This window comes from Streptomyces sp. NPDC107500 (genome assembly GCF_055582785.1).
In genome coordinates, this window is sequence record NZ_JBVJPF010000009.1 from 1 (window position 1) to 22415 (window position 22415).

At 72.5% G+C, this 22415-nt stretch carries 19 protein-coding genes; 9 read left to right on the top strand and 10 right to left on the bottom strand.

Going from position 1 to position 22415, the window contains the following annotated elements:
- The 3 genes from ACZ67M_RS31930 to ptsP all read left to right on the top strand — a co-directional run.
- A partial coding sequence (locus tag ACZ67M_RS31930; protein ID WP_469853797.1) for a hypothetical protein occupies nt 1-214 on the top strand: 214 nt, incomplete at its 5' end.
- 242 nt (nt 215-456) lie between these two features.
- Complete coding sequence (locus ACZ67M_RS31935; protein WP_125495409.1) at nt 457-906, top strand: PTS sugar transporter subunit IIA; 450 nt, start codon at nt 457-459, stop codon at nt 904-906.
- 77 nt (nt 907-983) lie between these two features.
- Nucleotides 984-2654, top strand: a complete 1671-nt coding sequence (gene ptsP, locus ACZ67M_RS31940; protein WP_469853925.1) for a phosphoenolpyruvate--protein phosphotransferase — start codon at nt 984-986, stop codon at nt 2652-2654.
- A 69-nt stretch (nt 2655-2723) separates the two neighbouring features.
- On the opposite strand, the gene ACZ67M_RS31945 is transcribed toward ptsP, so the two are convergent.
- Nucleotides 2724-3614 carry a hypothetical protein gene (locus tag ACZ67M_RS31945; RefSeq protein WP_469853798.1) on the bottom strand — a complete coding sequence of 297 codons (891 nt, stop codon included), beginning with the start codon at nt 3612-3614 and terminating at the stop codon, nt 2724-2726.
- Between the two features lie 122 nt (nt 3615-3736).
- Nucleotides 3737-5713, bottom strand: coding sequence for an acetoacetate--CoA ligase (locus ACZ67M_RS31950; protein WP_385799516.1), 1977 nt, complete (start codon nt 5711-5713; stop codon nt 3737-3739).
- Between the two features lie 212 nt (nt 5714-5925).
- Here ACZ67M_RS31950 and ACZ67M_RS31955 point away from each other — a divergent pair, with 212 nt between their 5' ends.
- Nucleotides 5926-8304, top strand: a complete 2379-nt coding sequence (locus ACZ67M_RS31955; protein WP_469853799.1) for a glycoside hydrolase family 31 protein — start codon at nt 5926-5928, stop codon at nt 8302-8304.
- Here the strand turns inward: ACZ67M_RS31955 and ACZ67M_RS31960 are convergent.
- Nucleotides 8295-8831, bottom strand: coding sequence for an NUDIX domain-containing protein (locus ACZ67M_RS31960; protein WP_361366789.1), 537 nt, complete (start codon nt 8829-8831; stop codon nt 8295-8297). The genes ACZ67M_RS31955 and ACZ67M_RS31960 overlap by 10 nt on opposite strands.
- 48 nt (nt 8832-8879) lie before the next feature.
- Entirely contained in the window at nt 8880-9689 is an 810-nt protein-coding gene (locus ACZ67M_RS31965; RefSeq protein WP_392014455.1) for a M15 family metallopeptidase, read from the bottom strand.
- 149 nt (nt 9690-9838) lie between these two features.
- On the opposite strand from ACZ67M_RS31965, the gene ACZ67M_RS31970 reads away from it, so the two are divergent.
- The 4 genes from ACZ67M_RS31970 to ACZ67M_RS31985 all read left to right on the top strand — a co-directional run bounded on the left by ACZ67M_RS31970 (nt 9839) and on the right by ACZ67M_RS31985 (nt 15545).
- Nucleotides 9839-11464: a GGDEF domain-containing protein gene (locus ACZ67M_RS31970; RefSeq protein WP_361366784.1), complete on the top strand. Its 1626-nt coding sequence runs from the start codon at nt 9839-9841 to the stop codon at nt 11462-11464.
- Between the two features lie 328 nt (nt 11465-11792).
- Entirely contained in the window at nt 11793-12542 is a 750-nt protein-coding gene (locus ACZ67M_RS31975; RefSeq protein WP_361366781.1) for an MIP/aquaporin family protein, read from the top strand.
- A 39-nt stretch (nt 12543-12581) separates the two neighbouring features.
- On the top strand, nt 12582-14117 hold the full coding sequence (glpK, locus tag ACZ67M_RS31980) for a glycerol kinase GlpK (protein ID WP_469853800.1): 1536 nt from the start codon (nt 12582-12584) through the stop codon (nt 14115-14117).
- 123 nt (nt 14118-14240) lie between these two features.
- The gene (locus tag ACZ67M_RS31985) at nt 14241-15545 is read left to right on the top strand and encodes a serine hydrolase domain-containing protein (protein ID WP_469853801.1); all 1305 of its coding nucleotides are present in this window, start codon (nt 14241-14243) and stop codon (nt 15543-15545) included.
- On the opposite strand, the gene ACZ67M_RS31990 is transcribed toward ACZ67M_RS31985, so the two are convergent.
- From ACZ67M_RS31990 to ACZ67M_RS32005, 4 genes are read right to left on the bottom strand one after another with little or no spacing between them, the layout of a single operon-like run.
- Nucleotides 15535-16140, bottom strand: coding sequence for a GTP-binding protein (locus ACZ67M_RS31990; RefSeq protein ID WP_361366773.1), 606 nt, complete (start codon nt 16138-16140; stop codon nt 15535-15537). The genes ACZ67M_RS31985 and ACZ67M_RS31990 overlap by 11 nt on opposite strands.
- A gap of 46 nt (nt 16141-16186) precedes the next feature.
- Nucleotides 16187-16582 carry a DUF742 domain-containing protein gene (locus tag ACZ67M_RS31995; protein WP_161329009.1) on the bottom strand — a complete coding sequence of 132 codons (396 nt, stop codon included), beginning with the start codon at nt 16580-16582 and terminating at the stop codon, nt 16187-16189.
- A 10-nt stretch (nt 16583-16592) separates the two neighbouring features.
- Nucleotides 16593-17027: a roadblock/LC7 domain-containing protein gene (locus tag ACZ67M_RS32000; protein ID WP_064726831.1), complete on the bottom strand. Its 435-nt coding sequence runs from the start codon at nt 17025-17027 to the stop codon at nt 16593-16595.
- Complete coding sequence (locus ACZ67M_RS32005) at nt 17024-19735, bottom strand: nitrate- and nitrite sensing domain-containing protein (RefSeq protein WP_469853802.1); 2712 nt, start codon at nt 19733-19735, stop codon at nt 17024-17026. The genes ACZ67M_RS32000 and ACZ67M_RS32005 overlap by 4 nt, the downstream gene beginning before the upstream one ends.
- A 427-nt stretch (nt 19736-20162) precedes the next feature.
- Between ACZ67M_RS32005 and ACZ67M_RS32010 the strand changes: the two genes are divergently transcribed.
- Nucleotides 20163-20729, top strand: coding sequence for a hypothetical protein (locus tag ACZ67M_RS32010; RefSeq protein WP_469853926.1), 567 nt, complete (start codon nt 20163-20165; stop codon nt 20727-20729).
- Between the two features lie 109 nt (nt 20730-20838).
- On the opposite strand, the gene ACZ67M_RS32015 is transcribed toward ACZ67M_RS32010, so the two are convergent.
- Together ACZ67M_RS32015 and ACZ67M_RS32020 are read right to left on the bottom strand one after the other, a co-directional pair.
- Complete coding sequence (locus ACZ67M_RS32015) at nt 20839-22044, bottom strand: NAD(P)/FAD-dependent oxidoreductase (RefSeq protein WP_469853803.1); 1206 nt, start codon at nt 22042-22044, stop codon at nt 20839-20841.
- Complete coding sequence (locus tag ACZ67M_RS32020) at nt 22041-22364, bottom strand: bifunctional 3-phenylpropionate/cinnamic acid dioxygenase ferredoxin subunit (protein WP_361366761.1); 324 nt, start codon at nt 22362-22364, stop codon at nt 22041-22043. Before ACZ67M_RS32020 ends, ACZ67M_RS32015 begins: the two co-directional genes overlap by 4 nt.
- Nucleotides 22365-22415 lie beyond the last annotated feature (51 nt).

The window sequence follows — 22415 nt, forward strand, 5'->3', positions numbered from 1 at the left end:
ATATCCGATCAGGCCGGAGGTATCAACATATCTGGCGTTGACTTTTGGCACGCTGTTGAGTTCTCAAGGAACGGACGCTTCCTTTGTACTCACCCGAGATAATCTCTCGTGGCTTTCCTCCGGGCGCTTCCCTTCGGTGTTTCCAACACTATCAGGCTTTCCCGGTGCTTCTGACCACCGTCCTGCGAGCATGCAGAAGGCGATCCAGCGATAGGATCTGATGAGTTGGTTGCTGCCGGGCGAGGACGTGTTGCTTGGCATCGCTCAACCGCAGGCAGAGTCACAACAGTACACGGGGCCGCGGAACGGGTGCAAATCCCTGACGAGTGTGGTCTAGACCTCTATTCGGAACACTCGTGCGGAACCGGTACTTCCTATGACATACGCTGCTGCACAGTGTGCCGTCCGGGACAGGCAGTGACGGCTCGTACAGATCCCCGCCCTGGGAGGCTTCCCATGACCACCGTCTCGTCCCCGCTCGCAGGACGCGCCATCGGCCTGGCCGCTGTGCCCGATCCCGTCTTCTCCGGGGCCATGGTCGGCCCGGGCACCGCCATCGACCCCGTGCGCGAACCCTCCGAAGCGGTCGCCCCCGTCGACGGCGTCATCGTTTCCCTGCACCCGCACGCCTTCGTCGTCGTCGACGACAGCGGGCACGGAGTGCTGACCCACCTCGGCATCGACACGGTGCAGCTCAACGGCGAGGGGTTCGAGCTCCTGGTGAACAAGGGCGACACCGTGGTCCGCGGCCAGGGTGTGGTGCGCTGGGACCCGGCCGGGGTCGAGGCCGCGGGCAAGTCCCCGATCTGCCCGATCGTGGCCCTGGAGGCCACGGCCGAGGCGCTCGCCGAACTGCGTGAGGACGGCGACGTGAAGGCGGGCGAGAGTCTCTTCCTCTGGAAGTGACGTCGACACCGTCCTCAGACGGCCGGCAGGACAACCAACGCGGCGGCGGGACCCGCCGCATGATCGGGACGGGTGAGATGGAGACAACGCTGCGAGGCGTCGGGGTGAGCCACGGCGTGGCGATCGGCGAGGTTCGGCACATGGGAACGGCGGTGCTGGAGCCGCCGGCCAAGCAGATTCCGGCCGAGGACGCGGAGCGCGAGCAGGGTCGTGCCCGCAAGGCCGTGGAAGCTGTGGCCGCCGATCTCATGGCGCGCGGCAACCTGGCCGGGGGCGAGGCCCAGGCGGTCCTCGAGGCGCAGGCCATGATGGCCCAGGACCCCGAGCTGATGGCGGACGTGGAGCGGCGGATCACCGTCGGCAGCACGGCCGAGCGGGCGGTCTACGACGCCTTCGCCGCGTATCGCGCCCTGCTGGCCGGTGCCGGGGAGTACCTGGCCGGTCGGGTGGCCGACCTCGACGACGTGCGGAATCGCATCGTCGCGCGGCTGCTCGGGGTGCCGATGCCGGGTGTCCCCGACAGCGACGAGCCGTACGTCCTCATCGCGCGGGATCTCGCGCCGGCCGACACCGCGCTGCTGGACCCGACGCTGGTCCTCGGCTTCGTCACCGAGGAGGGCGGGCCCACCAGTCACAGCGCGATCCTCGCGCGGGCGCTGGGTGTGCCGGCCGTGGTCGCGCTTCCCGGCGCGGGCGAGATTCCCGAGGGCACGGTCGTGGCTGTCGACGGGAGCACCGGTGAGATCTTCGTGAACCCCGACGCCGAGAAGAAGGACCGGCTGGCGGCGGAGGCGGCCGAGCGCAAGGCGGCGCTGGCCGCCGCGACCGGACCGGGTGCGACGTCGGACGGGCACAAGGTGCCGCTGCTCGCGAACATCGGTGGTCCCGCCGACGTACCGGCGGCCGTGGAGGCCGGAGCGGAGGGCGTCGGTCTCTTCCGTACCGAGTTCCTCTTCCTCGACGACAGCAAGAACGCGCCGACGGAGGAGAAGCAGGTCTCCGCCTACCGGCAGGTACTGGAGGCGTTCCCCGAGGGCCGGGTCGTCGTGCGGGTGCTGGACGCCGGCGCGGACAAGCCGCTGGATTTCCTGACCCCGGGCGACGAACCGAACCCGGCGCTGGGTGTGCGGGGTCTGCGGACGCTCCTTGACCACCCGGACGTGCTGCGGACGCAGCTGACGGCGCTGGCGAAGGCCGCGGAGGGTCTGCCGGTCTATCTCGAGGTCATGGCGCCGATGGTGGCCGACCGGGCCGACGCCAAGGCGTTCGCGGACGCCTGCCGCGAGGCCGGGCTGCGGGCGAAGTTCGGCGCGATGGTGGAGATCCCGTCGGCCGCGCTGCGTGCGCGCTCGGTCCTCCAGGAGGTCGAGTTCCTGTCGCTGGGCACGAACGACCTCACGCAGTACACCTTCGCCGCCGACCGTCAGGTGGGTGCGGTGTCCCGGTTGCAGGACCCGTGGCAGCCTGCGCTGCTCGACCTGGTCGCGCTGTCCGCCGAGGCGGCGAAGGCCGAGGGCAAGAGCTGCGGCGTGTGCGGTGAGGCCGCGTCGGATCCGCTGCTGGCGTGTGTGCTGACGGGTCTGGGTGTCACCTCCCTCTCCATGGGTGCGGCGTCGCTGCCGTATGTGCGGGCGACGCTGGCGAAGTTCACGCTGGCGCAGTGCGAGCGGGCCGCCGCGGCCGCCCGGGCGGCGGAGAGCGCCGAGGAGGCGCGCAACGCGGCTCAGGCGGTGCTGTCCGGCGAGTAGCGCCGGGCGGGGCCGCGGCCGTCGCTGTGTGCGGGGCGTTCCACCTCCGGGTGGGGCGCCCCGCGGTCGTCAGTGGTGGTGTCCCGGGGGCAGGTGGTCGTCTCCGAGGTCGGGCGGGGCGCAGTAGTCGACGTTGGACTCCGGGGAGATGAGGTCGCCGTTCTCGACGTCGGTGCAGTACGCGTCGAAGACCTCGCCGGCGGTGAGGGGTTCGAGTCCGTATCCGCGCAGTCGCCAGCCGTGGATGCGGTCGGGGCCGCTCGCCGGGCTGATGCGCATGACGAGTCCGCCGGGGCTGTGGGTGGCCAGGCCGAGTGCGAGGACGCTGGTGAATTCGAGGGCCTCGGCCTCGTCGAGGTGCGGGGAGCCGTCGATCTCCTCGTCGGCGTGCAGGACGGAGACGAGGTCTTCCGGGGATCCCGAGACGCTGCACACCAGGTGCCGGTTGCCCGGTGGGGCCGTGCGCAGGACCTGGAGCAGGAGGCGCGAGGCCCGGGTGAAGGCGGCTCGGCCGAGATCCTCGCCGCAGGTGGAGCACGCGCCGAGGCGGGCGAGCAGGGTGGAGGCGTACTCCCAGGTGGCCTGGCGGACGGCTTCGTCGACCAGGGCCGGCAGCAGGTCGGTGAGGGGCTGGCCCTCGTACGGGACGGTGGGTCCGTTGGTGGCGAGTTCGGCGGTGAACCGGGTGCGGCTGGCGGGGGCGTCGGGGTCGAGGCCCGCCGTGGTGCAGTAGTCGGCGTACTCCTCCGGGTCGAAGAGGGCGATCGTGGTGTGGGTGCCCTCTGCGGCTCGTGCCCTCAGGAGACCTTCGACCTGGCGGAGATAGGCGGCGTGGTCGTGGAAGGTGAAGCTGCGGTAGCGCCGCATGGCGCGGAAGTCGTGTTCGTCGGTGAGCAGTCCGATGGTGCCCGCGATTTCGCGGCGCAGGACGCGTCGCATGGTCTGGTCGGTGTGCGCCATGTTTCCCCCTGTGCACGGTCGATCAATGCTCACTCACAGTAATCGGCGGCACTGACAATGGCGTCGGGCGGGCGCGGGCCGGCCGGCCGCGGTCGAGGGCGGCCGGCCGGTCGAGTGCCTGGTCAGGAGCGTTTGCGGGCCAGGTCCTCGTAGAAGTGGAGCAGGTCGAGGTTGTCGATGGAGCCGGGGTTGACGGCCTTGTCCAGGGGGGTGCCCTGGAGGAGCCGCTTGACCGGTACCTCGATGCGTTTGCCGGTCAGCGTGTGCGGGATGCCGGGTACCTCGATGACCTCGTCGGGGACGTGGCGCGGGGAGAGCTGTTCGCGGATGGTCCGTTTGATGCGGTCGAGCAGGGGCTCGTCGAGGGTGGCTCCCGGGGCGAGGTGCACGAACAGGGGCATCCAGTAGCCGCCGTCCGGCTGTTCGATGCCGATGACGAGGGATTCCCTGATCTCGGGGAGTCGTTCGACGGCTTCGTAGATGTCGGCGGAGCCCATGCGGACGCCCTGCCGGTTGAGGGTCGAGTCGGAGCGGCCGTGGATGACGACGGAGCCGCGTGAGGTGAGGGTGATCCAGTCGCCGTGCCGCCAGACGCCGGGGTAGGTGTCGAAGTAGCTGTCGTGGTAGCGGCTGCCGTCGGGGTCGTTCCAGAAGCGGATCGGCATCGACGGCATGGGGTTGGTGACGACCAGTTCGCCGACCTCGTCGGTGAGGGGGTTGCCCTGGGGGTCCCAGGCCTGGAGGTCGGTGCCCAGGCCCGGGGCCTGGAGTTCGCCGATGTACACGGGAAGGGTGGGGACCGCGCCCGCGAAGCAGGAGCACACGTCGGTGCCGCCGCTGACGGAGGCGATCCACAGGTCCGCGCCGTTCTCGGCGAACTCGTCGTGCAGCCAGCGGAAGCCGTCGGGCGGGAGCGGCGAGCCGGTGGTGGCGACGCACTGGATGCGGGAGAGGTCCAGGTCCCGGGCCGGGTGGACGTCGGCCTTGCGGCAGGCCATGACGTAGGCGGCCGAGGTGCCGAAGAGGGTGGCGCCAGTGCGTTCGGCTACGCGCCACTGGGCGTCCGTCGCCGGGAATCCGGGGCTGCCGTCGTAGAGGACGATCGTCGTCCCGGTGAGCAGGCCGGAGACGAGGAAGTTCCACATCATCCAGCCGGTCGACGTGTACCAGAAGAAGCGGTCCTCGGGGCCGAGGTCGCAGTGCAGCCCGAGCTGTTTGAGGTGTTCGACCAGGATGCCGCCCTGGGACTGGACGATGGCCTTGGGCAGGCCGGTGGTGCCGGAGGAGTACAGCACCCACAGGGGGTGGTCGAAGGGCACCTGTTCGTAGACGGGTTCCGTGTCCGCGCCCGTCAGGGTGGTCCAGTCGAGCGCTCCCTCGGGGGCCTCGGTGCCGAGGAGCGGGATGTGGACGACGGCGCGCAGGGTGGGCAGTTCGCGGCGGAGTTCGGCGACGGTGTCGCGGCGGTCGTGTTCCTTGCCTCCGTAGCGGTAGCCGTCGACGGTGAACAGGACGACGGGTTCGACCTGCTGGAAGCGGTCCAGGACGCTGCGGGCGCCGAAGTCGGGGGCGCAAGAGGTCCAGACGCCGCCGACGGCCGCGGTGGCGAGGAGGGCGACCACGGCCTGGGGGATGTTCGGGAGGTAGCCGCTGACGCGGTCCCCGGGGCGGACGCCGAGGGCCCGCAGTTCGGCGGCGAGCGAGCCGACCTGGCGGCGCAGCTCGCCCCAGGTGACGGGGACGGTCTCGTGGCTCTCGTCGACGTGGAGGAGGGCCGGTTCGTCCGCGCGGGTGGCCGCGGCGCGCAGGGCGTGCTCGGCGTAGTTGAGGGTGGCGCCGGGGAACCACTGGGCTCCGGGCATCGCGCGGTCGCCCAGTACGCGCGCGTAGGGGGTCGAAAAGCGGACGTCGAACCATTCCGTGACGGCTTTCCAGAAGGCTTCCGGCTCGTTCACGGACCAGCGGTGCAGTGCGGGGTAGCCGCCGTCGGCGGGGGCGTCGTGGTGGTCGGACGCCCAGGTCTGGAACCTGGTGATCCGCGCCTGGGCGACGCGCTGGGGGTCTGGCTGCCAGAGCGGCTGGGGGGTGACGGTCGACATGGGCGGCTCCCGGACTGTGCGCGTCGTGTGCGTCCTCCGCGCACGGGCTGGGGTGTGCGCGTGACGCGGCTGACACGGACGATGCCATGTGATCGACTTCCGCACCAGGGCGTGCCCCACATAGTCGGTGTCGTGAAGATGTGGTCCCGTCACGGGTGAACGGCAGTTGAACGACGCCCCTGGGCGCGCTCGTCGATGGCAGGGTGAGCGGCATGGACGGTCGTGACCTGGTGCGTTCGATGAAGACGTTCGGTTCGGCGGGGCCGGCGCAGGGGTTGCGTAGCGTGCGGGCGGCGTGGCGCCGGAGGCGGGCCGATGCGGCGGGACTGCCGCCGCGGGGTGCGGAGCGGGCGAGGGTGCCGGGGCCGATGCGGGAGGTGGAGCCCGGGCCGGGTGGTGGGGTGATCCGGTTCGGCCGCTCGGAGCTGCGCATCCTCGTCGCCGTGAACGGGGCGGTCTTCTGGGGGTGGGACGGGGCCGGGCCGGAGCCGTCGTACGCGTTGGCGGGCCGTTGTCCCGAGCCGGATCCGCGGGCGGTGCTGGAGCCGGACAAGGACGGCGGCCGGCGGGTGGTCGCGGAGCGCGCCACGGTGGCCGTGTCCCGGCACGGAGCCGTCGAGGTGCGGACCCCGGGGGGCGTGGTGCTGCGGCGTGAGCTGCCGCCGCGCTGGTGGGAGCCGGCCGACGGCGGGCCGGCGCGCTGGACGCAGCGGTCGGAGGTGGCGGCGGACGCCCGGTTCTTCGGGCTCGGCGGGCGGTCCGCGGGGCCCCGGCTGCGGGAGGGCACGTACCGGCTGTGGAACACCGACTCGGGCGTGCCCTCCGTACCGGGCGCGGACCCGTTGTCCGTCACGATGCCGGTGCAGTTGGTGGTGGCCGACGCCGGGACGCATCTGGTCTTCCACGACAGCACGTGGGACGGCACGGTGGACCTGCGGGAGGGCGAGGAGGGGGCGGGCTCCGGGCACGACCGGCCCGGGCGGAGCGTGCTGCGGATGGACGGCGGTCCGCTGCGGTGCTGGGTGATGGTGGGCACGCCCGCGCGTGTGCTGCTTGCCTGGGCCTCGCTGACCGGGGCGCCCGCGTTGCCGCCGTCATGGGCGCTGGGTCACCATCACGCGCTGTGGGGATCCGGTGACGAGGAGGAGGTCCGGCGGGTCGTCACCGGCTACCAGGAGCGTGATCTGCCGCTGGACGCGGTGCACCTGGGCGTCGGTCATGCGGACGCCCACCAGGTGTTCACCGTGGACGAGGAGCGGTTTCCCAAGCTGCCGGTCCTCGCCGAGGAGCTGCGGCGGGACGGGATCCGGCTGGTGTCGGTCGTCGAACCGGCGGTGCCCGCAGTGCCCGGCAACCCGGTGTACGACGGTGGGACACGCGAGGACGTGTTCGTCCGGGAGGCCTCCGGGCCGGTTGTCCGGGGTGCGGCACGGGCCGGGGACGTGGTCTTCCCGGATTTCACCCACGCGCGTGCGCGCGAGTGGTGGGGCGAACGTTACGAGGAGCGGCTGGGGCAGGGGTTCGCCGGTGTGTGGCACGACCTGAACGCGCCGACGTCGTTCGCCGCCTTCGGGGAGCCGACGCTGCCGCGCTCGGCCCGCCACCGGCTGGAGGGCAGGGGCGGTGACCACCGGGAGGCGCACAACGTCTACGGCCTGTGCATGGCCCGCGCCGCGTACGAGGGGCTGCGGGCCCTGGTGCCCGGCGAGCGGCCGTTCGTCGTCTCGCGCTCCGGGTGGGCCGGGCTTCAGCGGTACGGCGGCACGTGGTCGGGGGACGTGGCCACGGGCTGGCCGGGGCTGCGGGCGTCGCTGGCGTCGGTGCTGGGTCTCGGGCTGTGCGGGGTGCCGTATGCGGGGCCGGACGTGGGCGGGACCGACGGGAGTCCGTCGCCGGAGCTGTATCTGCGGTGGTTCCAGCTGGCGGCCCATCTGCCGTTGTTCCGCACCCACGGAGGACCTCGGGCGGGGCGCAGGGAGCCGTGGGAGTTCGGGGACGAGGTGCTGGAGCACGCGCGCGTGGCGCTCGCCGAGCGTCGTCGGCTGCTGCCGTACTTCGTGACGCTGGCGCATCTGGCCCGGCGTACGGGTGCGCCGTACGTGCGTCCGCTGTGGTGGTCGTCGCCGGAGGAGCGGGCGTTGCGGGACTGCGAGGACGCGTTCCTGCTGGGTGACTGTCTGCTGGTGGCGCCGGTGCTCGGTCCGGGGGCGGACCGGCGTGCGGTGCAGTTGCCGCGGGGGCGGTGGTACGACGTGGTGACGGAGCGGGCGTACGAGGGGCCGGCGCAGGTGCTCGTGGAGGCTCCGTTGGCACGGATCCCGGTGTTCGCGCGCGCGGGAGCGGTGATTCCGGTGCGCGGGGAGGACGGCACGCCGGAGTTGGAGGTGTGGGCGCCCGCGCGGGGGCGGACCGGCGGTGGGCTGGTCGTGCGGGACGCGGGCGACGGGTGGGTGGAACCGGAGATCGAGCGCTACGTGTCGCGCTGGGAGGATGAGCGGGTGGTCGTCCGGCGCGAGGGCGGGGACGGGGCCGGGGAGCTGTTCTGTCCGGTGCGTGTGCGGGGGACGGCCGAGCGGCCCGCTCAGAGGTAGCGGCCCTCGAACCAGGACCGTACGGCCCTGGTGTGGAGCGGGAAGGCCAGCTCCTCCGACCGGCGCAGGAGGTGCCAGCCCTCTGTCTCGTCGGTGGCGTGGGAGGCGGGGAGGCTCTCGACAGGACGTTCGGGGAGGGAACCGAAGAGCAGCAGGTGGCCGTCGGGCGAGCTCATGGCGTCGGCGAGCCGTACGTCGTGGCTCGCCGCGTCGATGCCGGTCTCCTCCTTGAGTTCGCGGACGACGGCCTGCCGCCAGTCCTCCCGGTCGTCGATGTAGCCGCCGGGCAGAGCGACGCCCCCGCGCGCGGGGGCCACGGTGCGGGTGATGACCACCAGGGCGGTGCCCTGCGTGTCGTACACGGGCTGGAGGGCCACCGCGACCGGCAGTGGGTTGCGGTAGGCCACGGTGCCGCAGGCGGGGCAGGTGCGGGGCCAGCCGGAGACGCCCTCTCCGTAGGGCGTGCCGCAGCTCGAACAGTGCGAATTCGGCGCGGAGTTGGGAACGGAGGTTTGAGTTTCGGACACGCGGCGGACTGTATCCGATTCGCGGAGCGGGCGGCTCCGGCAGCCCGTTCAGCGGCGGCCGGCGAGGGACCTGGTGGAGACCGGGAAGTCGAAGTAGGTGTCCGGGTAGGGCTCGGGCTTGTACGTGAAGTGCCACCACTCCTCGGGAAGGTTTACTAGGCCGACGTCCTCCAAGGTGTCCTTGAGCAGGAGGCGGTTGGCGCGCTGGGTGCCCTGGATGCGGGGGTCGAGGGTGTGGGAGCGGGTGTCGAAGCAGTCGTATCCGGTGCCCATGTCGACGGAGTTGTCGGGGAAGCGTTCGCCCTGTGGAGCGAAGCACGGCACCAGGGGCTGTCCGGGCCGGTACGGCGGGGTGGGCTTCGCCGGGAGCCGTACGATCGTCAGGTCCATGGTCGAGCCCCGGCTGTGGCCGGACTTCTCCGCGATGTAGCCGTCGTCGAAGAGGCGGGTCTTGTCGACCTCCGGGTAGAACTCGGCCTTCATGGCCTGGTCGTCGAGGTCCTCGGCCCAGCGGACGAAGTGGTCGACGGCGCGCTGCGGCCGGTAGCAGTCGTACACCTTCAGCGAGTAGCCCTGGCGCAGCAGCCGGGTCTGCGCCTTGTGGAGGGCCTTGGCGGCGGGGCGGGTGAGGATGCACAGCGGTTGCCGGTAGCCGTCGACCGGTTCGCCGACGAAGTTGTGCGGGGTGACGTAGCGGATCTCCTGGATGATCGTCGGATCGACGCTTCTCAAGGCCACGAAGTTCTCCGGGGCCTTCGGTTCGGGCCTGGCCTGCGCGGTGGCGGGTACGGCCGTGGCGGCGAGCAGGGCGGCGAAGGCGGTGGCCAGAGCGCGCAGCGCGGTCGAGAGTCGTGTCATGTTCCCTGCATCTATCAGGACCGACTCCCGTGAGGGAAGGGGGCGGCCCGGCGACTCACCGCGCGTGTGCGGTGCCGGTGAGCCGGAATCCCGCGTGAACGTCTCATGAACTGGGCCCGCGTGGGTGCCGGCGACGCGATCCTGCTCCCGTGCGCTCCTGGACGGATCCTCTCCGCTTCGCCTTCCAACCGGTGGTCAATCTGATGACCGGCGGGGTCGCGGCGCTGGAGATACTCGCCCGCCCGGAGAGCGGCGACATTCTGGCCGAGGCGCGCCGCGACCCCGAACTCGACGGCCGCCTCGCGGTGTCGGCGCTGCGCGCGGCGGTGCGCAAGGAGACGCTGCTGCCGCTGCACGTCAACGTGTTCGCGGGCACCCTCGCCGACCTGGGCGGGCTACAGCCCCTGCACGACGCCGTGCGGGAGGCGGGCCGGATGCCGTGGGAGGTGACGCTCGACGTCTGTCCGCCGTACACGCACGTGCCGCGGCAGGCCCTGCTGGAGGCGTTGACCGTGCTGCGGGCGCAGGGGTTCCGGATCTGCGCGGACGGGGTCGGGGACGGCGACGCGCCGCTGCGGCTGCTGACGGACCTGGCGCCGGAACTGGTCAAGCTCGACGCTTCGCTGCTGGCCAGGCCTGCGGCCGTGCGGGCGATGCGGGTGCTGTGCGACGAGATGGGGGCGCTGCTGTCCGTCGAGGGGGTCGAGACGGAGAGGCAGTACGCCGTCGCGCGGGCGGCCGGGGCGCAGTGGGCGCAGGGCGAGCTGTTCGCGCCGCCGGCCCGGCTGCCCGCGGCGGACGTGTACGTTCCGTCCGGCCCGCCGGGCGTCGTGCCGGCGCCGCGGTCGGGGCCGTCGGTACGGCAGTTCGTGCGTCCGGCCGCGCTGCTGCCCGTGACGGCCTCGGCGGGGCAGGTGCGGGCCCTGCTGACCGGGTCGCCCGACGTGTCCGGGGTGCTGCTCGTGGACCGCGACGGCGTGCCGGTGCGGTCGGTGCACCGCTCCCGCTTCCTGCTGTCCATGTCGGCACGCTACGGGCACGCTCTCTACGCCGACCGCCCGGCCGCGAAGCTGGGCGACGCGCCGCGGACGGTGGGCGTGGACGCGACGGCCTGGGAGGTGCTGGACGTGGTGGCGGTCGGCGGCCGGGGCCGGACGTCGGACGACGTGGCCGTGGTGGACGCGTACGGGCGGTGCGTGGGCGTCGTACGGCTCGCGGACCTGGTGCGGGCGCTGGCCGAGAGCCGGGTGGAGGAGGCGGCCGGGCTCAACCCGCTGACCCGGCTGCCCGGTTCGGACGCCATCACGGACGAGGTGGACCGGCGGATCGCGGACGGGCGGGCGTTCGCGCTGAGCTGGCTCGACGTGGACCACTTCAAGCAGGTGAACGACGGGGCCGGATTCGCCGCGGGGGACGAGTTGATCCGGTCGGTCGGGCAGGCGCTGCTCCGGTCGGCGAGGGGGACCACGCGCGTGGGGCACATCGGCGGGGACGACTTCCTGGTGCTCACCGACCCGGACGGGCTGGATCCGCTGGTCGCCTCCGTGCTGGACGTTTCGTGGTCGGCCGGCGGGCACCCCGTCACGCTCTCCCTGGCGACGGTCCTGTGCGCGCCGGGCAGCGTGCCGGACCACCGGCAGGCCGCGGCGGGCCTGGCACCGCTCAAGAAGGCCGCCAAGGCGTTGCGCGGCGCGAGTTGGGTGCTGGGCCGGGCGGGTGCGCCGGGGCATGAGGTCCGGCGCGGCGCGGACCGGTCGGCGGCGCCCGCGGGCTGAGCGGACGCCCGCCGCGCCAGGGGGCCGGGCATACGGTCGGCCACGCGCGCGTGGCGGTGTGTCGCCGGAACCGTTGCCGTCGGCCACCTTGACGCTCCCTGGACGCCGGTGAACACTTCCGGTGTCAGTCGACATCGCCGTACATCTCGGCGTATTCCGGCACTGCGTCGCGCGGGTTCCCCGGTGCCCGGGGCCCGCTCCCCCACGGGCGGTTCGGCTGCCACGGCACGCTCGTCACCCACGCCCCCGCGGCGGAACTCGCCATGGGAACGCACCCCGCACGTGAGGACCGGGGCCGACCGTCCCGGGCCAGGGCCTAGGAGCCGCCATGAGCAACGGAGACATCTTCGTCGGCGAGACCATCGGTACGGCGATCCTCATCCTCTTCGGCGCGGGTGTCTGCGCCGCCGTGACCCTCCGGTACAGCAAGGCGCGGGCGTCGGGGTGGGTGGTGATCGCGTTCGGCTGGGGGTTCGGTGTGCTGGCGGGCGCGTACACCGCGGCGCCGCTGTCCGGCGGGCATCTCAACCCCGCCGTCACCCTCGGGATCGCCGTCGACACCGGCGAGTGGGGCAAGGTCTGGGTCTACCTGCTCGGACAGCTGGTGGGGGCGATGCTCGGCGCCGTCCTGTGCTATCTCACCTACTTCGCCCAGTTCCAGGCCAACGTCCGCCAGACCGGTACCACCGAGGGCACCGCGGACGAGCCGGTGCCGACGCTCGGCATCTTCTCTACGATCCCGGAGATCCGGAACCCGGTCGCCAACCTGGTCACGGAGATCATCGCGACCGTCGGGCTCGTGCTGCCGATCCTGGCCTTCGGACTCACCGAGGGGCTCGGCGAGTCCGGGACGCTGGTGCTGATCGTCTCGCTGCTCGTGGTCGGGATCGGCCTCTCCCTCGGCGGGCCGACCGGTTACGCCATCAACCCCGCGCGCGACCTCGGTCCGCGCCTCGTGCACACCTTCCTGCCGATCCCCAACAAGGGCACCTCCGACTGGGGTTACGCCTGGGTGCCGGTGGCCGGGCCGCTGATCGGCGGGGTGCTCGCCGGGTTCATCTACAACATGGCCTTCTGAACGGCCCTCCGTCCTCCGATTCCAGCCCAAGGGGCAGCCATGACGGACCACTCCACGAAGTACGTCGCCGCGATCGACCAGGGCACCACCTCCAGCCGCTGCATCGTCTTCGACCAGAACGGCGCGATCGTCGCCGTCGACCAGCGCGAACACCGCCAGATCTTCCCCAAGCCGGGCTGGGTGGAGCACGACGCCACCGAGATCTGGTCCAAGGTGCAGGCGGTGGTCGCCGGGGCGATCGCCAAGGCCGGGCTGCGGGCCGACCAGCTCAGCGCACTGGGCATCACCAACCAGCGCGAGACGACCGTGCTGTGGGACCGGGCGACCGGCAAGCCGGTCCACAACGCCATCGTGTGGCAGGACACCCGTACCTCGGCGCTGTGCCGCCAGTTGGGCGGCACGGACGGGCAGGACCGTTTCCGCGAGTCGACCGGGCTGCCCCTGGCCAGCTACTTCTCCGGGCCGAAGGCGGCCTGGCTGCTCGACAACGTGCCCGGCCTAAGGGCCCGAGCCGAGCGCGGTGAGATCGCCTTCGGCACCATCGACTCCTGGCTGATCTGGAACCTCACCGGCGGCACCGAGGGCGGGCGGCACGTCACCGACGTCACCAACGCCGGGCGCACCATGCTGATGGACCTCCACACCCTCCAGTGGGACCCGGCCATCCTTGCGGCGATGAACATCCCCGAGGCCGTGCTGCCGGAGATCAGGTCGTCCGCCGAGGTGTACGGCACCGCCGTCGGCCAGCTCGCCGGCGTGCCCGTGGCCTCCGCGCTCGGCGACCAGCAGGCGGCCGTGTTCGGGCAGGCCTGCTACGACGTGGGCACGGCGAAGAACACCTACGGCACGGGCAGTTTCCTGCTGCTCAACACCGGTGACCGGCCGGTGCCGTCGAAGAGCGGGCTGCTCACGACCATGGGCTACAAGATCGGCGACGAGGCGCCCGTCTACTGCCTGGAGGGTTCGATCGCCGTCACCGGCGCCCTGGTGCAGTGGTTCCGCGACCAACTCGGCATCATCCGCGACGCCGACGAGATCGAGCCACTGGCGGCGAGCGTGGCGGACAACGGGGGCGCGTACATCGTGCCCGCGTTCTCCGGCCTGTTCGCGCCGTACTGGCGCTCCGACGCGCGCGGGGTGGTCACCGGCCTCACCCGGTACGTCACCAAGGCGCATCTCGCGCGGGCGGTGCTGGAGGCGACGAGCTGGCAGACGCGTGAGGTCGTGGACGCGATGTACCAGGACTCGGGGGTGCGCATCACGACTCTGAAGGTCGACGGGGGCATGACGAAGAACGGGCTGCTGATGCAGCACCAGGCGGACGTGCTGGGGGTGCCGGTGATCCGGCCCCAGGTCTCCGAGACGACCTGCCTCGGCGCGGCGTACGCGGCCGGACTGGCCACCGGGGTGTGGAACAGTCTCGACGCCCTCCGGGCGCACTGGCAGCGGGACGCCGAGTGGGCGCCCGCGATGGAGTCCTCGGTGCGCGACCGCGAGTACCGCAACTGGCGCAGGGCGGTGGAGAAGAGCTTCGGCTGGCTGGAGGACGAGGACGGGCCGGGTCCGGCCGACTGAGGGTCGGGCCGGGGGCGTTTCGGGGTTCTCCCTGATGTTCCTGACATTCCGCTCGGATTGGATGGGAATCACGGAACGCGATGACCGTCGCGTCCGAGCATCAGAGGCGTCAGGGGGAAGCCGATGACTGATCGAGTGCGCCCGTCGGGGCGGCAGGGTGACACGGGGAAGCCGGGCCGAGCGGGACTCCGGGCGGGCGTGGTGGCGTCGGTGTGCGCGCTGGTGGCCACCGGCACCGTCGCGGCGGTGCCGGCCGCGGCCGGCACCGCGGGCGGCCAGTGGGACGGCTCACGGGGCGGGCACGCCGCGACTCGGGCGGCGTTGGACGCGATCGTCGCGGAGGGCACACCCGGTGCGCTCGCTGCCGTACGCGAAGGCCGTCACCGGTGGTCCGGCGACGCGGGCGTGGCGGACCTGGATACGGGCGAACAGCGCCGTCCCACCGACCACTTCCGGGTCGGCAGCCTCACCAAGACCTTCACCGCCACGGTGCTGCTGCAACTGGACGCGGAAGGCGTCCTCTCGCTCGACGACACTGTCGAGGACTGGCTGCCGGGTCTCGTGCGGGGCCAGGGCAACGACGGCCGAAAGGTCACCCTGCGCCACCTGCTCAACCACACCAGCGGCATCTTCAACTACAACCGCGACGCGGGCTTCCTCGCCAAGTTCACCGGCGAGTCCTTCCTCGTCCACCGCTATGACGGCTCCACCCCCGAAGAGCTGGTGGGCATCGGCCTGTCCCACCCGCCGCTGTTCGCTCCCGGCACCGGCTGGGCCTACTCCGACACCAACTACATCCTGGCCGGCCTGGTCATCGAGAAGGCCACGGACGACGACTACGCCGAGCAGGTCGAGCGGCGGATCGTGGAACCGCTGAGGCTCGGCTCCACCCTCGTGCCCGGTTCGTCGCCCGCCCTGCCCCGCCGGCACGGGAAGCACTACTCCAGGCTCTATGACGACACCCCGAATGCCCCCGTGCACGACGTCACGGAGTTCAACCCCTCCGTCGCCGGTGCCGCCGGCGAGATCATCTCCAACACCCGCGACGTCAACCGGTTCTTCGGCGCACTGCTCCGCGGCGAACTGCTGCCCCGGCAGCAGATGAAGGAGATGTTCGCAGCGGTGCCCGTCGTCGAGGAAGCAGGGGAAGGGGAGGAGGAGCCGGCGACGACGCGGCGGACACCCGGCCCCACCGAGGCAGCCGCCGTCTACGGGCTGGGGATCCGGGGCGACACACTCTCCTGCGGCGTGACCGTGTGGGGCCACGGCGGCCAGGTCCCCGGCTCGCTGTCCCGAGTGGCGGCCACCCGCAACGGCCGCCACGTGCTGACCCTCAACAGAAACGGTGACTGGGGCAGCCAGGCCGCCGAGGACGCGGTGCTGGAGGCGGAGTTCTGTGACCGGTGGGCGGCGCCGGTCAGGTCGTGACGACCCGGCGGCGGTCGGCCGCCTGGGCCATCGCGTGCTGGACCACGCCGACGAGGACCTCCTTGACCGACTCCCGGTCACGCGCGTCGCACATCACCACGGGCACGCCGTCGTCCAGGTCGAGGGCCTGGCGGACGGTCTCGGTGGGATAGCGGGCCGAGCCCTCGAAGCAGTTGACGCCGACCAGGAAGGGGATGGAGCGCCGTTCGAAGTAGTCGACGGCGGCGAAGCAGTCCTCCAGGCGGCGGGTGTCGGCCAGGACGACCGCCCCCAGCGCCCCCTCGGACAGCTCGTCCCACATGAACCAGAACCGCTCCTGGCCGGGCGTGCCGAACAGATAGAGCACCAGGTCCTCGCGGAGCGTGATGCGTCCGAAGTCCATGGCCACCGTGGTGGTGTGCTTCGCCTCCACCCCGCTCAGATCGTCGACGGGCCGCCCGGCCTCGGTGAGGAGTTCCTCGGTGCGCAGCGGCCGGATCTCGCTGACCGCGCCGACGAGGGTGGTCTTGCCCACGCCGAAGCCGCCGGCCACCAGAATCTTGAGCGTGACGGGCTCGACCGGCGGCTTGCCGCGCTGGGAACGCCCGAAGATCATCGGTCTCTACTCCTTAACGTGCCGCTCGACGGGCCGACGGAAGGGTTCACAGGGCCCTCAGTCCATTGATCACGTCGCGCAGGATGTTCTCGTCCGGCAGTTCGGCCGGGGGTACGGGCCGGTTGACGTGGACGAGGTCGACGTCCACGAGGTCGCCGACCAGGACCCGTACGACCCCGATCGGCAGGTCGAGTTCGGCGGCGAGTTCGGCCACCGACTGCGGGGTCTCCCGGCACAGTCCGACGATGTCCACGTGCTCCGGCGAGAGGGTGACGTCCGCCTCGGGGTCGTCCGCGTGGGGTTCCGTGACGACCACCGCGATCAGGTCGAGGCGGTGCTGGGCCGCGCTGGTGGTGCGACCGCGCGTCATGGCGTACGGACGGACGACGGGGCCGGCCTCGTCGTCGAACCAGTGGTTTCTTCCCTGACCGTCTGCGCTCATGTCATCCCACTTACCCGCCCGAGGGCACATCGGTGCGTGGAGCGGTGGCCAGGTGTGCGCCGACCCGCTTGACGAGGAGGGTCATCTCGTAGGCGACCTGACCGACGTCCGAGTCGGCGTCCGAGAGTACGGCGAGGCAGCTGCCGTCGCCGGCGGCGGTGACGAACAGGAAGGCGTCGTCGAGTTCGACGACCGTCTGCCGGACGCTGCCCGCCTCGAAGTGGCGGCCCACGCCCTTGGCGAGGCTGTGGAAGCCCGACGCCACGGCGGCCAGGTGCTCGCTGTCCTCCCTGGTCAGGTCCTTGGACGCACCCGTCGCCAGGCCGTCGCCGGACAGGACGACTGCCTTGCGGATGCTCGCGACCCGGTCCACCAGGTCGTCGAGGAGCCAGTTCAGCTCCCCGGACTTGGTCGCGCTGTGGCCGGTCGCCTTCGGTGCGGTCATCGACCGTCCCCCTCTGTCGTTCCATTTGGTGCTGTTGGTGCCGTGCCGCCGGGGACGTCGTCACCCGCGGCGTTCTCCTCACGTCCGCGCCGCCAGCCGCGCTGGAGTGAGGCCATCCGGCTGCGGACCTCGTCGGCGTCACGGTCGGCGGGGTCGGAGCGGTCCTCGGACGGTTCGGGGCCCTGCCGGAGCTGGGGCGCGAGGTTGGCCTGCCGTACGCGCCGGGGCAGCGCACCGGACTCCGCGGCGTCGGCGTCCCGGTCTTCGACACGGCCGGCTGCGGAGGGTTGGCCGCCGTCACGGCCCGCGGGGTGTCCGCGTTTCCGGCGGGAGGGCAGCGCGGGCGGTTCGTCCGCTCCCGCCCGCGGTGCGGCCGGGACGCGCGTGCCGTCGGCGTCCGCGTCCTCCGGGGGCCGGTCGTCCGCCCGGTCCCGGGCGTCCCGTGGGGGGACCGGACGGCCGTGCGAACTGACCAGCTTGGGGGTGCGGCGGCGGGGCAGCGGGAGGGGTGCGTCCGCGTCGGCCAGGTCGCCGTCCTGCCCCGGCCGGTCGTCGTCGGCCGCGGCGAGCGAGCGGCGCGGGCGGAACAGGCCGCCGCGTTCGCCGTCCTCGTCGTCGAGCCCGCCCGGCAGGCCGTCGAGGGCGTCCAGGTCGACGGGCGCCTCCAGTTCCACCGGTCCGTCCAGCAGCGCGGCCGGGCGCTCCGGAAGCCGTGCCGGCACGTGGGACAGGGCCGAACGACGGCTCTCCTCCCGCCCCTTCTCCTTGACATGCTGGGGACGGTCGAGGCGGAAGCCGATGCCGTTGGTGTCGGGGGCGTCGTCCGAGAGCAGCGCGTCGGGGACGAAGACGACCGCGGTGGTGCCGCCGTACGGGGAGGGCTGGAGGGAGACCCGGACGTTCTGCCGCTGGGCGAGCCGGCTGACGACGAACAGGCCGAGCCGGTCGGTGTCGGACAGCTCGAACTCGGGGGTCTCGGCGAGCCGGAGGTTGGCGTCCAGAAGGGCGTCGGCCGCCATCCCGAGGCCGCGGTCGTGGATCTCCAGGGTGAAGCCGTTGGCGACGCGCTCGCCCAGGACCTGGACGGCGGTGTGCGGTGGCGAGAACACCGTGGCGTTCTCCAGGAGTTCGGCCACCAGGTGGGTCAGGTCGGCGACCGCCGGTCCGGTGACGGCCACCCGCGGCAGCCTGCGGACCTCGATGCGCTCGTAGTCCTCGACCTCGGCGACAGCGGCCCGCACCACGTCCATGAGCTGGACGGGCTTGCGCCACTGCCGGGACGGGGCGGCGCCGGAGAGGATGACGAGGCCCTCGGCGTGCCGGCGCATCCGCGTGGTCAGGTGGTCGAGGCGGAACAGGTCGGCGAGTTCCTCGGTGTCCTCGGTCCTGCGCTCCATGGTGTCCAGCAGCGTGAGCTGCTTGTGCAGCAGCACCTGGCTGCGGCGCGCGAGGTTGACGAAGACCTCGGAGACACCGGCGCGCAGTTCGGCCTGCTTGACGGCGGCCTCCACGGCGGCCCGCTGCAACGTGTTGAGGGCCTGGCCGACCTCGCCGATCTCGTTCCTGTCGTACTCCAGGCGCGGCACCTCGGTCTCCACGTCGACCTCCTCGCCCGCGGAGAGGCGCCGCATGACGCTGGGCAGCCGGACGCCGGACGCCTCGTGGGCCTCCAGTCTCAGCTGCTTGAGGTCACGGATCAGGGAGCGGCCGACGCGTACCGAGAGGAACAGGGAGTAGAGCAGGGCGATCAGGCCGAGCGCGCCGGCGACGACCACCTTGGCGATGACGTTCGTCGCGACCGGGTCGACCCGGTCCTGGTAGCGGTCGGCCGCGTCGTCGTCGAGGGCGCCGAGTTCCTCCAGGACGCTGCCCGCGGCGGTGTCCCAGCTCTTGGCGGTGACGCCGCGGGGTGTCCCGGCGCCGGCGGAGAGTGCGGCCTCCTCGGCGGTCCGCAGCGGGGCGGAGGAGGCGTTCTTCCAGAAGCGCTCGTAGCGGCCGCGTTCGGCGGACGGCAGCAGCGGCAGGTTGATGCCGTACATCAGGGTGCGCTGCGCCACGAGGTCGGAGACGTCCCGGATCTCGGCGCTGGTGAGGCGGCCGGTGACCAGGGCGGAGCCGAGGAGGGCGTCCTCGCGGGAGAGGAGTTCGCGGGCGCGGGAGAGGTTGACGAGCGCACGGTACTGCTTGTCCAGGCCGACGTTGTCGACGACGTTCAGACTCGCGAGCAGGTCGTGGCAGGGGTCGACCAGGCGGTTGTAGAGGCCGAGCGCCTGCGCGCGGTCGACGGTGCCGTCCTCGACGCTGCGGCGCAGCGAGCCGATGCCGTCGAAGGCGTCCAGTACGGCGGTGAGCCGCTCCTCCTCGGCCTGTCCCAGGTCGTCGCGCACACCGGGGTCGGCGGCGTTGTTGCGGATCTCGGCGACGGCGTCGTCCGTGGCGGTGCGGCTGCGCTGGAGGGCGGCGAACCCGTCGGAGGCGCGCGGGTCGGCGAGGTGGACGAGGGTCTGGCGGCGTTCCTGCTGGAGGACGCGGACGGTGTCCTCGATCGGGTAGCCGATCTCCTCGACGACGGTGGAGACGCTGAACAACCGTTCCGCCTCGCGCCCCGTGAGTACCGTGGCGAACGCCCAGATCGCGGTCAGGGACACCAGCGGCACGAGAAGCAGCGCCACGATCTTCCGGCGGATCGACTTCCCGCGAAAGCGCATGGCCTCCCCCAGCTCGACCCCCCTTCGGCGGGGGGTACACATGTGCGTCAACAAACGGCGCGAGCCTACTACTGACGCTTACGTAACTCGAAGGCCCGTCCCGCGGACGAACCTCTGCGCCAGGGGACGGTGATGGTCAGTTGTCCGGTCATTGCGGGAGATTGCGTACCGGGATCGGGGTGTGCGGGGAGGGTTCGGCTCCGGCTCGACCGGGCGGATTGGCCGAAATTCTTCGACTGCGCGGGCCTTTCGGGAATCTTGAGGGCAGGTCGTTCGTCGTTCACTACGGGAAATGGAGGCGGAATCGGCCACAGGAGCCGCATCCTGCCTCTGGGCGGCGTAAAGCAGCGCAAGCCGGGCAGCCAGAGGGGAGCCGTGTCGTGGGACACGGTCGAGCTGTCTGCTGGCGGTGGGGAGTGACATGTCGATGGGCACGGCGGAGCGGCGCGGGGCGCCCGAGGACGGCGGTGCGGCCCGGGTGACCGCCCGATCGGTCCCCAAGGCACCGGATCGCGACATTCCGGCAGCCGGTGGGGGCGGACCGGCGCATGACCGGCCGGAGGGACCGGGGAGGCGGGCGGCGCGCGAGCAGCCGCCCGGCTACCGGCCGTTGTGGAGGGAGGAGCCCGCGCGGCGCCGTCGGCTGCCGGATCCGGTGCGCACGGCGGCCGTCCGCGCGGTGATCTTCGTCGCGGTGACGCTGATCATGGCGATGGTGGCCTTCCTGTGCACGATGGCGGAGTCCTGGCTGGCGTTCCCGATGGTGATCGGCAGTGTGGCGGGCACGGTGGTGGCCACGTGGGGCGTGCTGGACGTGTGGGTGACGCGGCAGGTCTGGAACCAGCGGCACGGCGTGGTGTCGGAGCCGAGCAGCACCGCGCGGGCCATGCGGCGCGAGAGTCGCCGGGCCCGGCGCCAGGAGCGGTCCGCCGAGCGGAGCCAGGAGCGGATACGCCGGCGGGGCGGTGGCGCGAGCCGGCTGTCACACCCTTGAGCGACTGAACGACCCTGGGCAACAGGCCCGCTCCGGGCGCCGTTGGCGGACCGCGGCGCACGGCACGCCGGACGGGTGTCTCCGCCGACGTCCCTCGCCGGGTCACGCCTCACCGCGCGCCCGGTCCCGCCCCACCGACGGTCACCGGTGTTCCCGCCTCTTCGGCGGCGAGTTCGCGGCGGGCCCGCATGAAGGCGCGGGGCCGGTCCACGGCGAGCACGGCGGTCGTACGCCCGTCTCGTTCGTAGCGGGCCAGGAAGCCGCCCTCGTCGGGCGCGCCGCCGGCGATCCCGCCCCCGGCGACGCGCACGGTGTCGCCGTCCCGGCGCCGCCCGGCGAACTGGAGGCGGGAGCCGTACTGGTCGGACCAGAAGTACGGCACCGACCTCGCGCTCTCCAGCGTGCGTCCGGCGAGGAGGTTCCGCACCGCGGCCCGGGGCTGCTGGGTGGCGGAGGTCCAGTGCTCCGCGCGGGTGCCGCCGACGCGGGCCACGTCCCCGACGGCGACCACCTGCGGCAGGGCGGTCACACAGCCGTCGTCGCACAGGACGCCGTCGTTCAGGAGCAGGGGCGAGCCCGCCAGCCAGGCGGTGTTGGGGGTGGCACCGATACCGACGACCACCACGTCCGCGGGCAGCGCACGGCCGTCGGTGAGGTCGACCCCGGTGACGGCCGCCGTGCCGCGCAGCGCGGCCACGGACGCGCCGGTGACCAGCCCGACTCCGGCACGGCCGTGCAGCGAGGCGCAGACGGCGGCCAGTTCCGCGCCGAGGTGCGGCACGAGCGGCATCGCGGCGGCCTCGACGACGGTGACGTCGTGACCGAGGGCGGCGCACGAGGACGCGGTCTCCGCGCCGACGAAGCCGCCACCGACCACGACCACCCGGCACGGACCGCGGGTGAGGCGCGCGCGCAGGGCGCGGGCGTCGTCCAGGGTGCGCAGGGTGTGGACCCCGGCGAGGCCGCCGCCGCGCAGGTGCCGTGCCGATGCCCCGGTGGCGACGACGACGCCGTCCGTGGACACGGTGCGGCCGTCGTCGAGCAGCACGGTCCGTCCGCGGGCGTCCAGGCCGCGGGCGCGGACACCGAGCAGCCAGTCGGCGTCCAGTTCGGCGGTCTCCTCGGCGTCGCCGAGCGCCAGGTCCTCCTCGTCGGCCCGGCCGGTGAGGAACTCCTTGGACAGGGGCGGCCGGTCGTAGGGCGGGTGGGGTTCGTCGCCGACCACGACAAGGCGTCCGTCGAACCCCTGGGCCCGCAGTTCCCGGGCGGCGTACAGCCCGGACAGGGAGGCACCGACCACGGTCACGGTCCTCATGCGGCGCTTCCCTCCTCCGCGGCGAGGTGGACGTGGACGAAGCCGTCCTCGACGCCGACCCGGTGGGTGCGCACCGCCCGGCGGGCCGGGAGGCAGGTCGGGAGGCCCGTGCGCAGGTCGAACGAGGCGGCGTGCAGGGGGCATTCGACCAGGCAGCCCTCCAGCCAGCCCTCGGAGAGGGAGGCGTCCTGGTGGCTGCAGGTGTCGTCGATGGCGTAGAGATCGCCGTCGTCGGTGTGGAAGACGGCGATCGGCGGAGTGGTCTCGACGCGGACGGACCCGCCCTTGGGGAGGTCTTCGAGACGGCAGACGGGAATCATGGGCTCCCCTCTCGGTCCGGAACGCGTGGTTCGGCGGGGTGCGGAGCGCGT

Excerpts from the sequence above, each read along its gene's own strand:
- ACZ67M_RS31985 (WP_469853801.1), top strand. The coding sequence starts at position 14,241 with ATGACTGATCGAGTGCGCCCGTCGGGGCGGCAGGGTGACACGGGGAAG.
- ACZ67M_RS32005 (WP_469853802.1), bottom strand. The coding sequence starts at position 19,735 with ATGCGCTTTCGCGGGAAGTCGATCCGCCGGAAGATCGTGGCGCTGCTT.
- ACZ67M_RS32010 (WP_469853926.1), top strand. The coding sequence starts at position 20,163 with ATGGGCACGGCGGAGCGGCGCGGGGCGCCCGAGGACGGCGGTGCGGCC.
- ACZ67M_RS31945 (WP_469853798.1), bottom strand. The coding sequence starts at position 3,614 with ATGGCGCACACCGACCAGACCATGCGACGCGTCCTGCGCCGCGAAATC.
- ACZ67M_RS31995 (WP_161329009.1), bottom strand. The coding sequence starts at position 16,582 with ATGAGCGCAGACGGTCAGGGAAGAAACCACTGGTTCGACGACGAGGCC.
- ACZ67M_RS32015 (WP_469853803.1), bottom strand. The coding sequence starts at position 22,044 with ATGAGGACCGTGACCGTGGTCGGTGCCTCCCTGTCCGGGCTGTACGCC.
- ACZ67M_RS32000 (WP_064726831.1), bottom strand. The coding sequence starts at position 17,027 with ATGACCGCACCGAAGGCGACCGGCCACAGCGCGACCAAGTCCGGGGAG.
- ACZ67M_RS31965 (WP_392014455.1), bottom strand. The coding sequence starts at position 9,689 with ATGACACGACTCTCGACCGCGCTGCGCGCTCTGGCCACCGCCTTCGCC.
- ACZ67M_RS32020 (WP_361366761.1), bottom strand. The coding sequence starts at position 22,364 with ATGATTCCCGTCTGCCGTCTCGAAGACCTCCCCAAGGGCGGGTCCGTC.
- ptsP (WP_469853925.1), top strand. The coding sequence starts at position 984 with ATGGAGACAACGCTGCGAGGCGTCGGGGTGAGCCACGGCGTGGCGATC.
- ACZ67M_RS31975 (WP_361366781.1), top strand. The coding sequence starts at position 11,793 with ATGAGCAACGGAGACATCTTCGTCGGCGAGACCATCGGTACGGCGATC.
- ACZ67M_RS31955 (WP_469853799.1), top strand. The coding sequence starts at position 5,926 with ATGGACGGTCGTGACCTGGTGCGTTCGATGAAGACGTTCGGTTCGGCG.
- ACZ67M_RS31950 (WP_385799516.1), bottom strand. The coding sequence starts at position 5,713 with ATGTCGACCGTCACCCCCCAGCCGCTCTGGCAGCCAGACCCCCAGCGC.
- ACZ67M_RS31990 (WP_361366773.1), bottom strand. The coding sequence starts at position 16,140 with ATGATCTTCGGGCGTTCCCAGCGCGGCAAGCCGCCGGTCGAGCCCGTC.
- glpK (WP_469853800.1), top strand. The coding sequence starts at position 12,582 with ATGACGGACCACTCCACGAAGTACGTCGCCGCGATCGACCAGGGCACC.
- ACZ67M_RS31935 (WP_125495409.1), top strand. The coding sequence starts at position 457 with ATGACCACCGTCTCGTCCCCGCTCGCAGGACGCGCCATCGGCCTGGCC.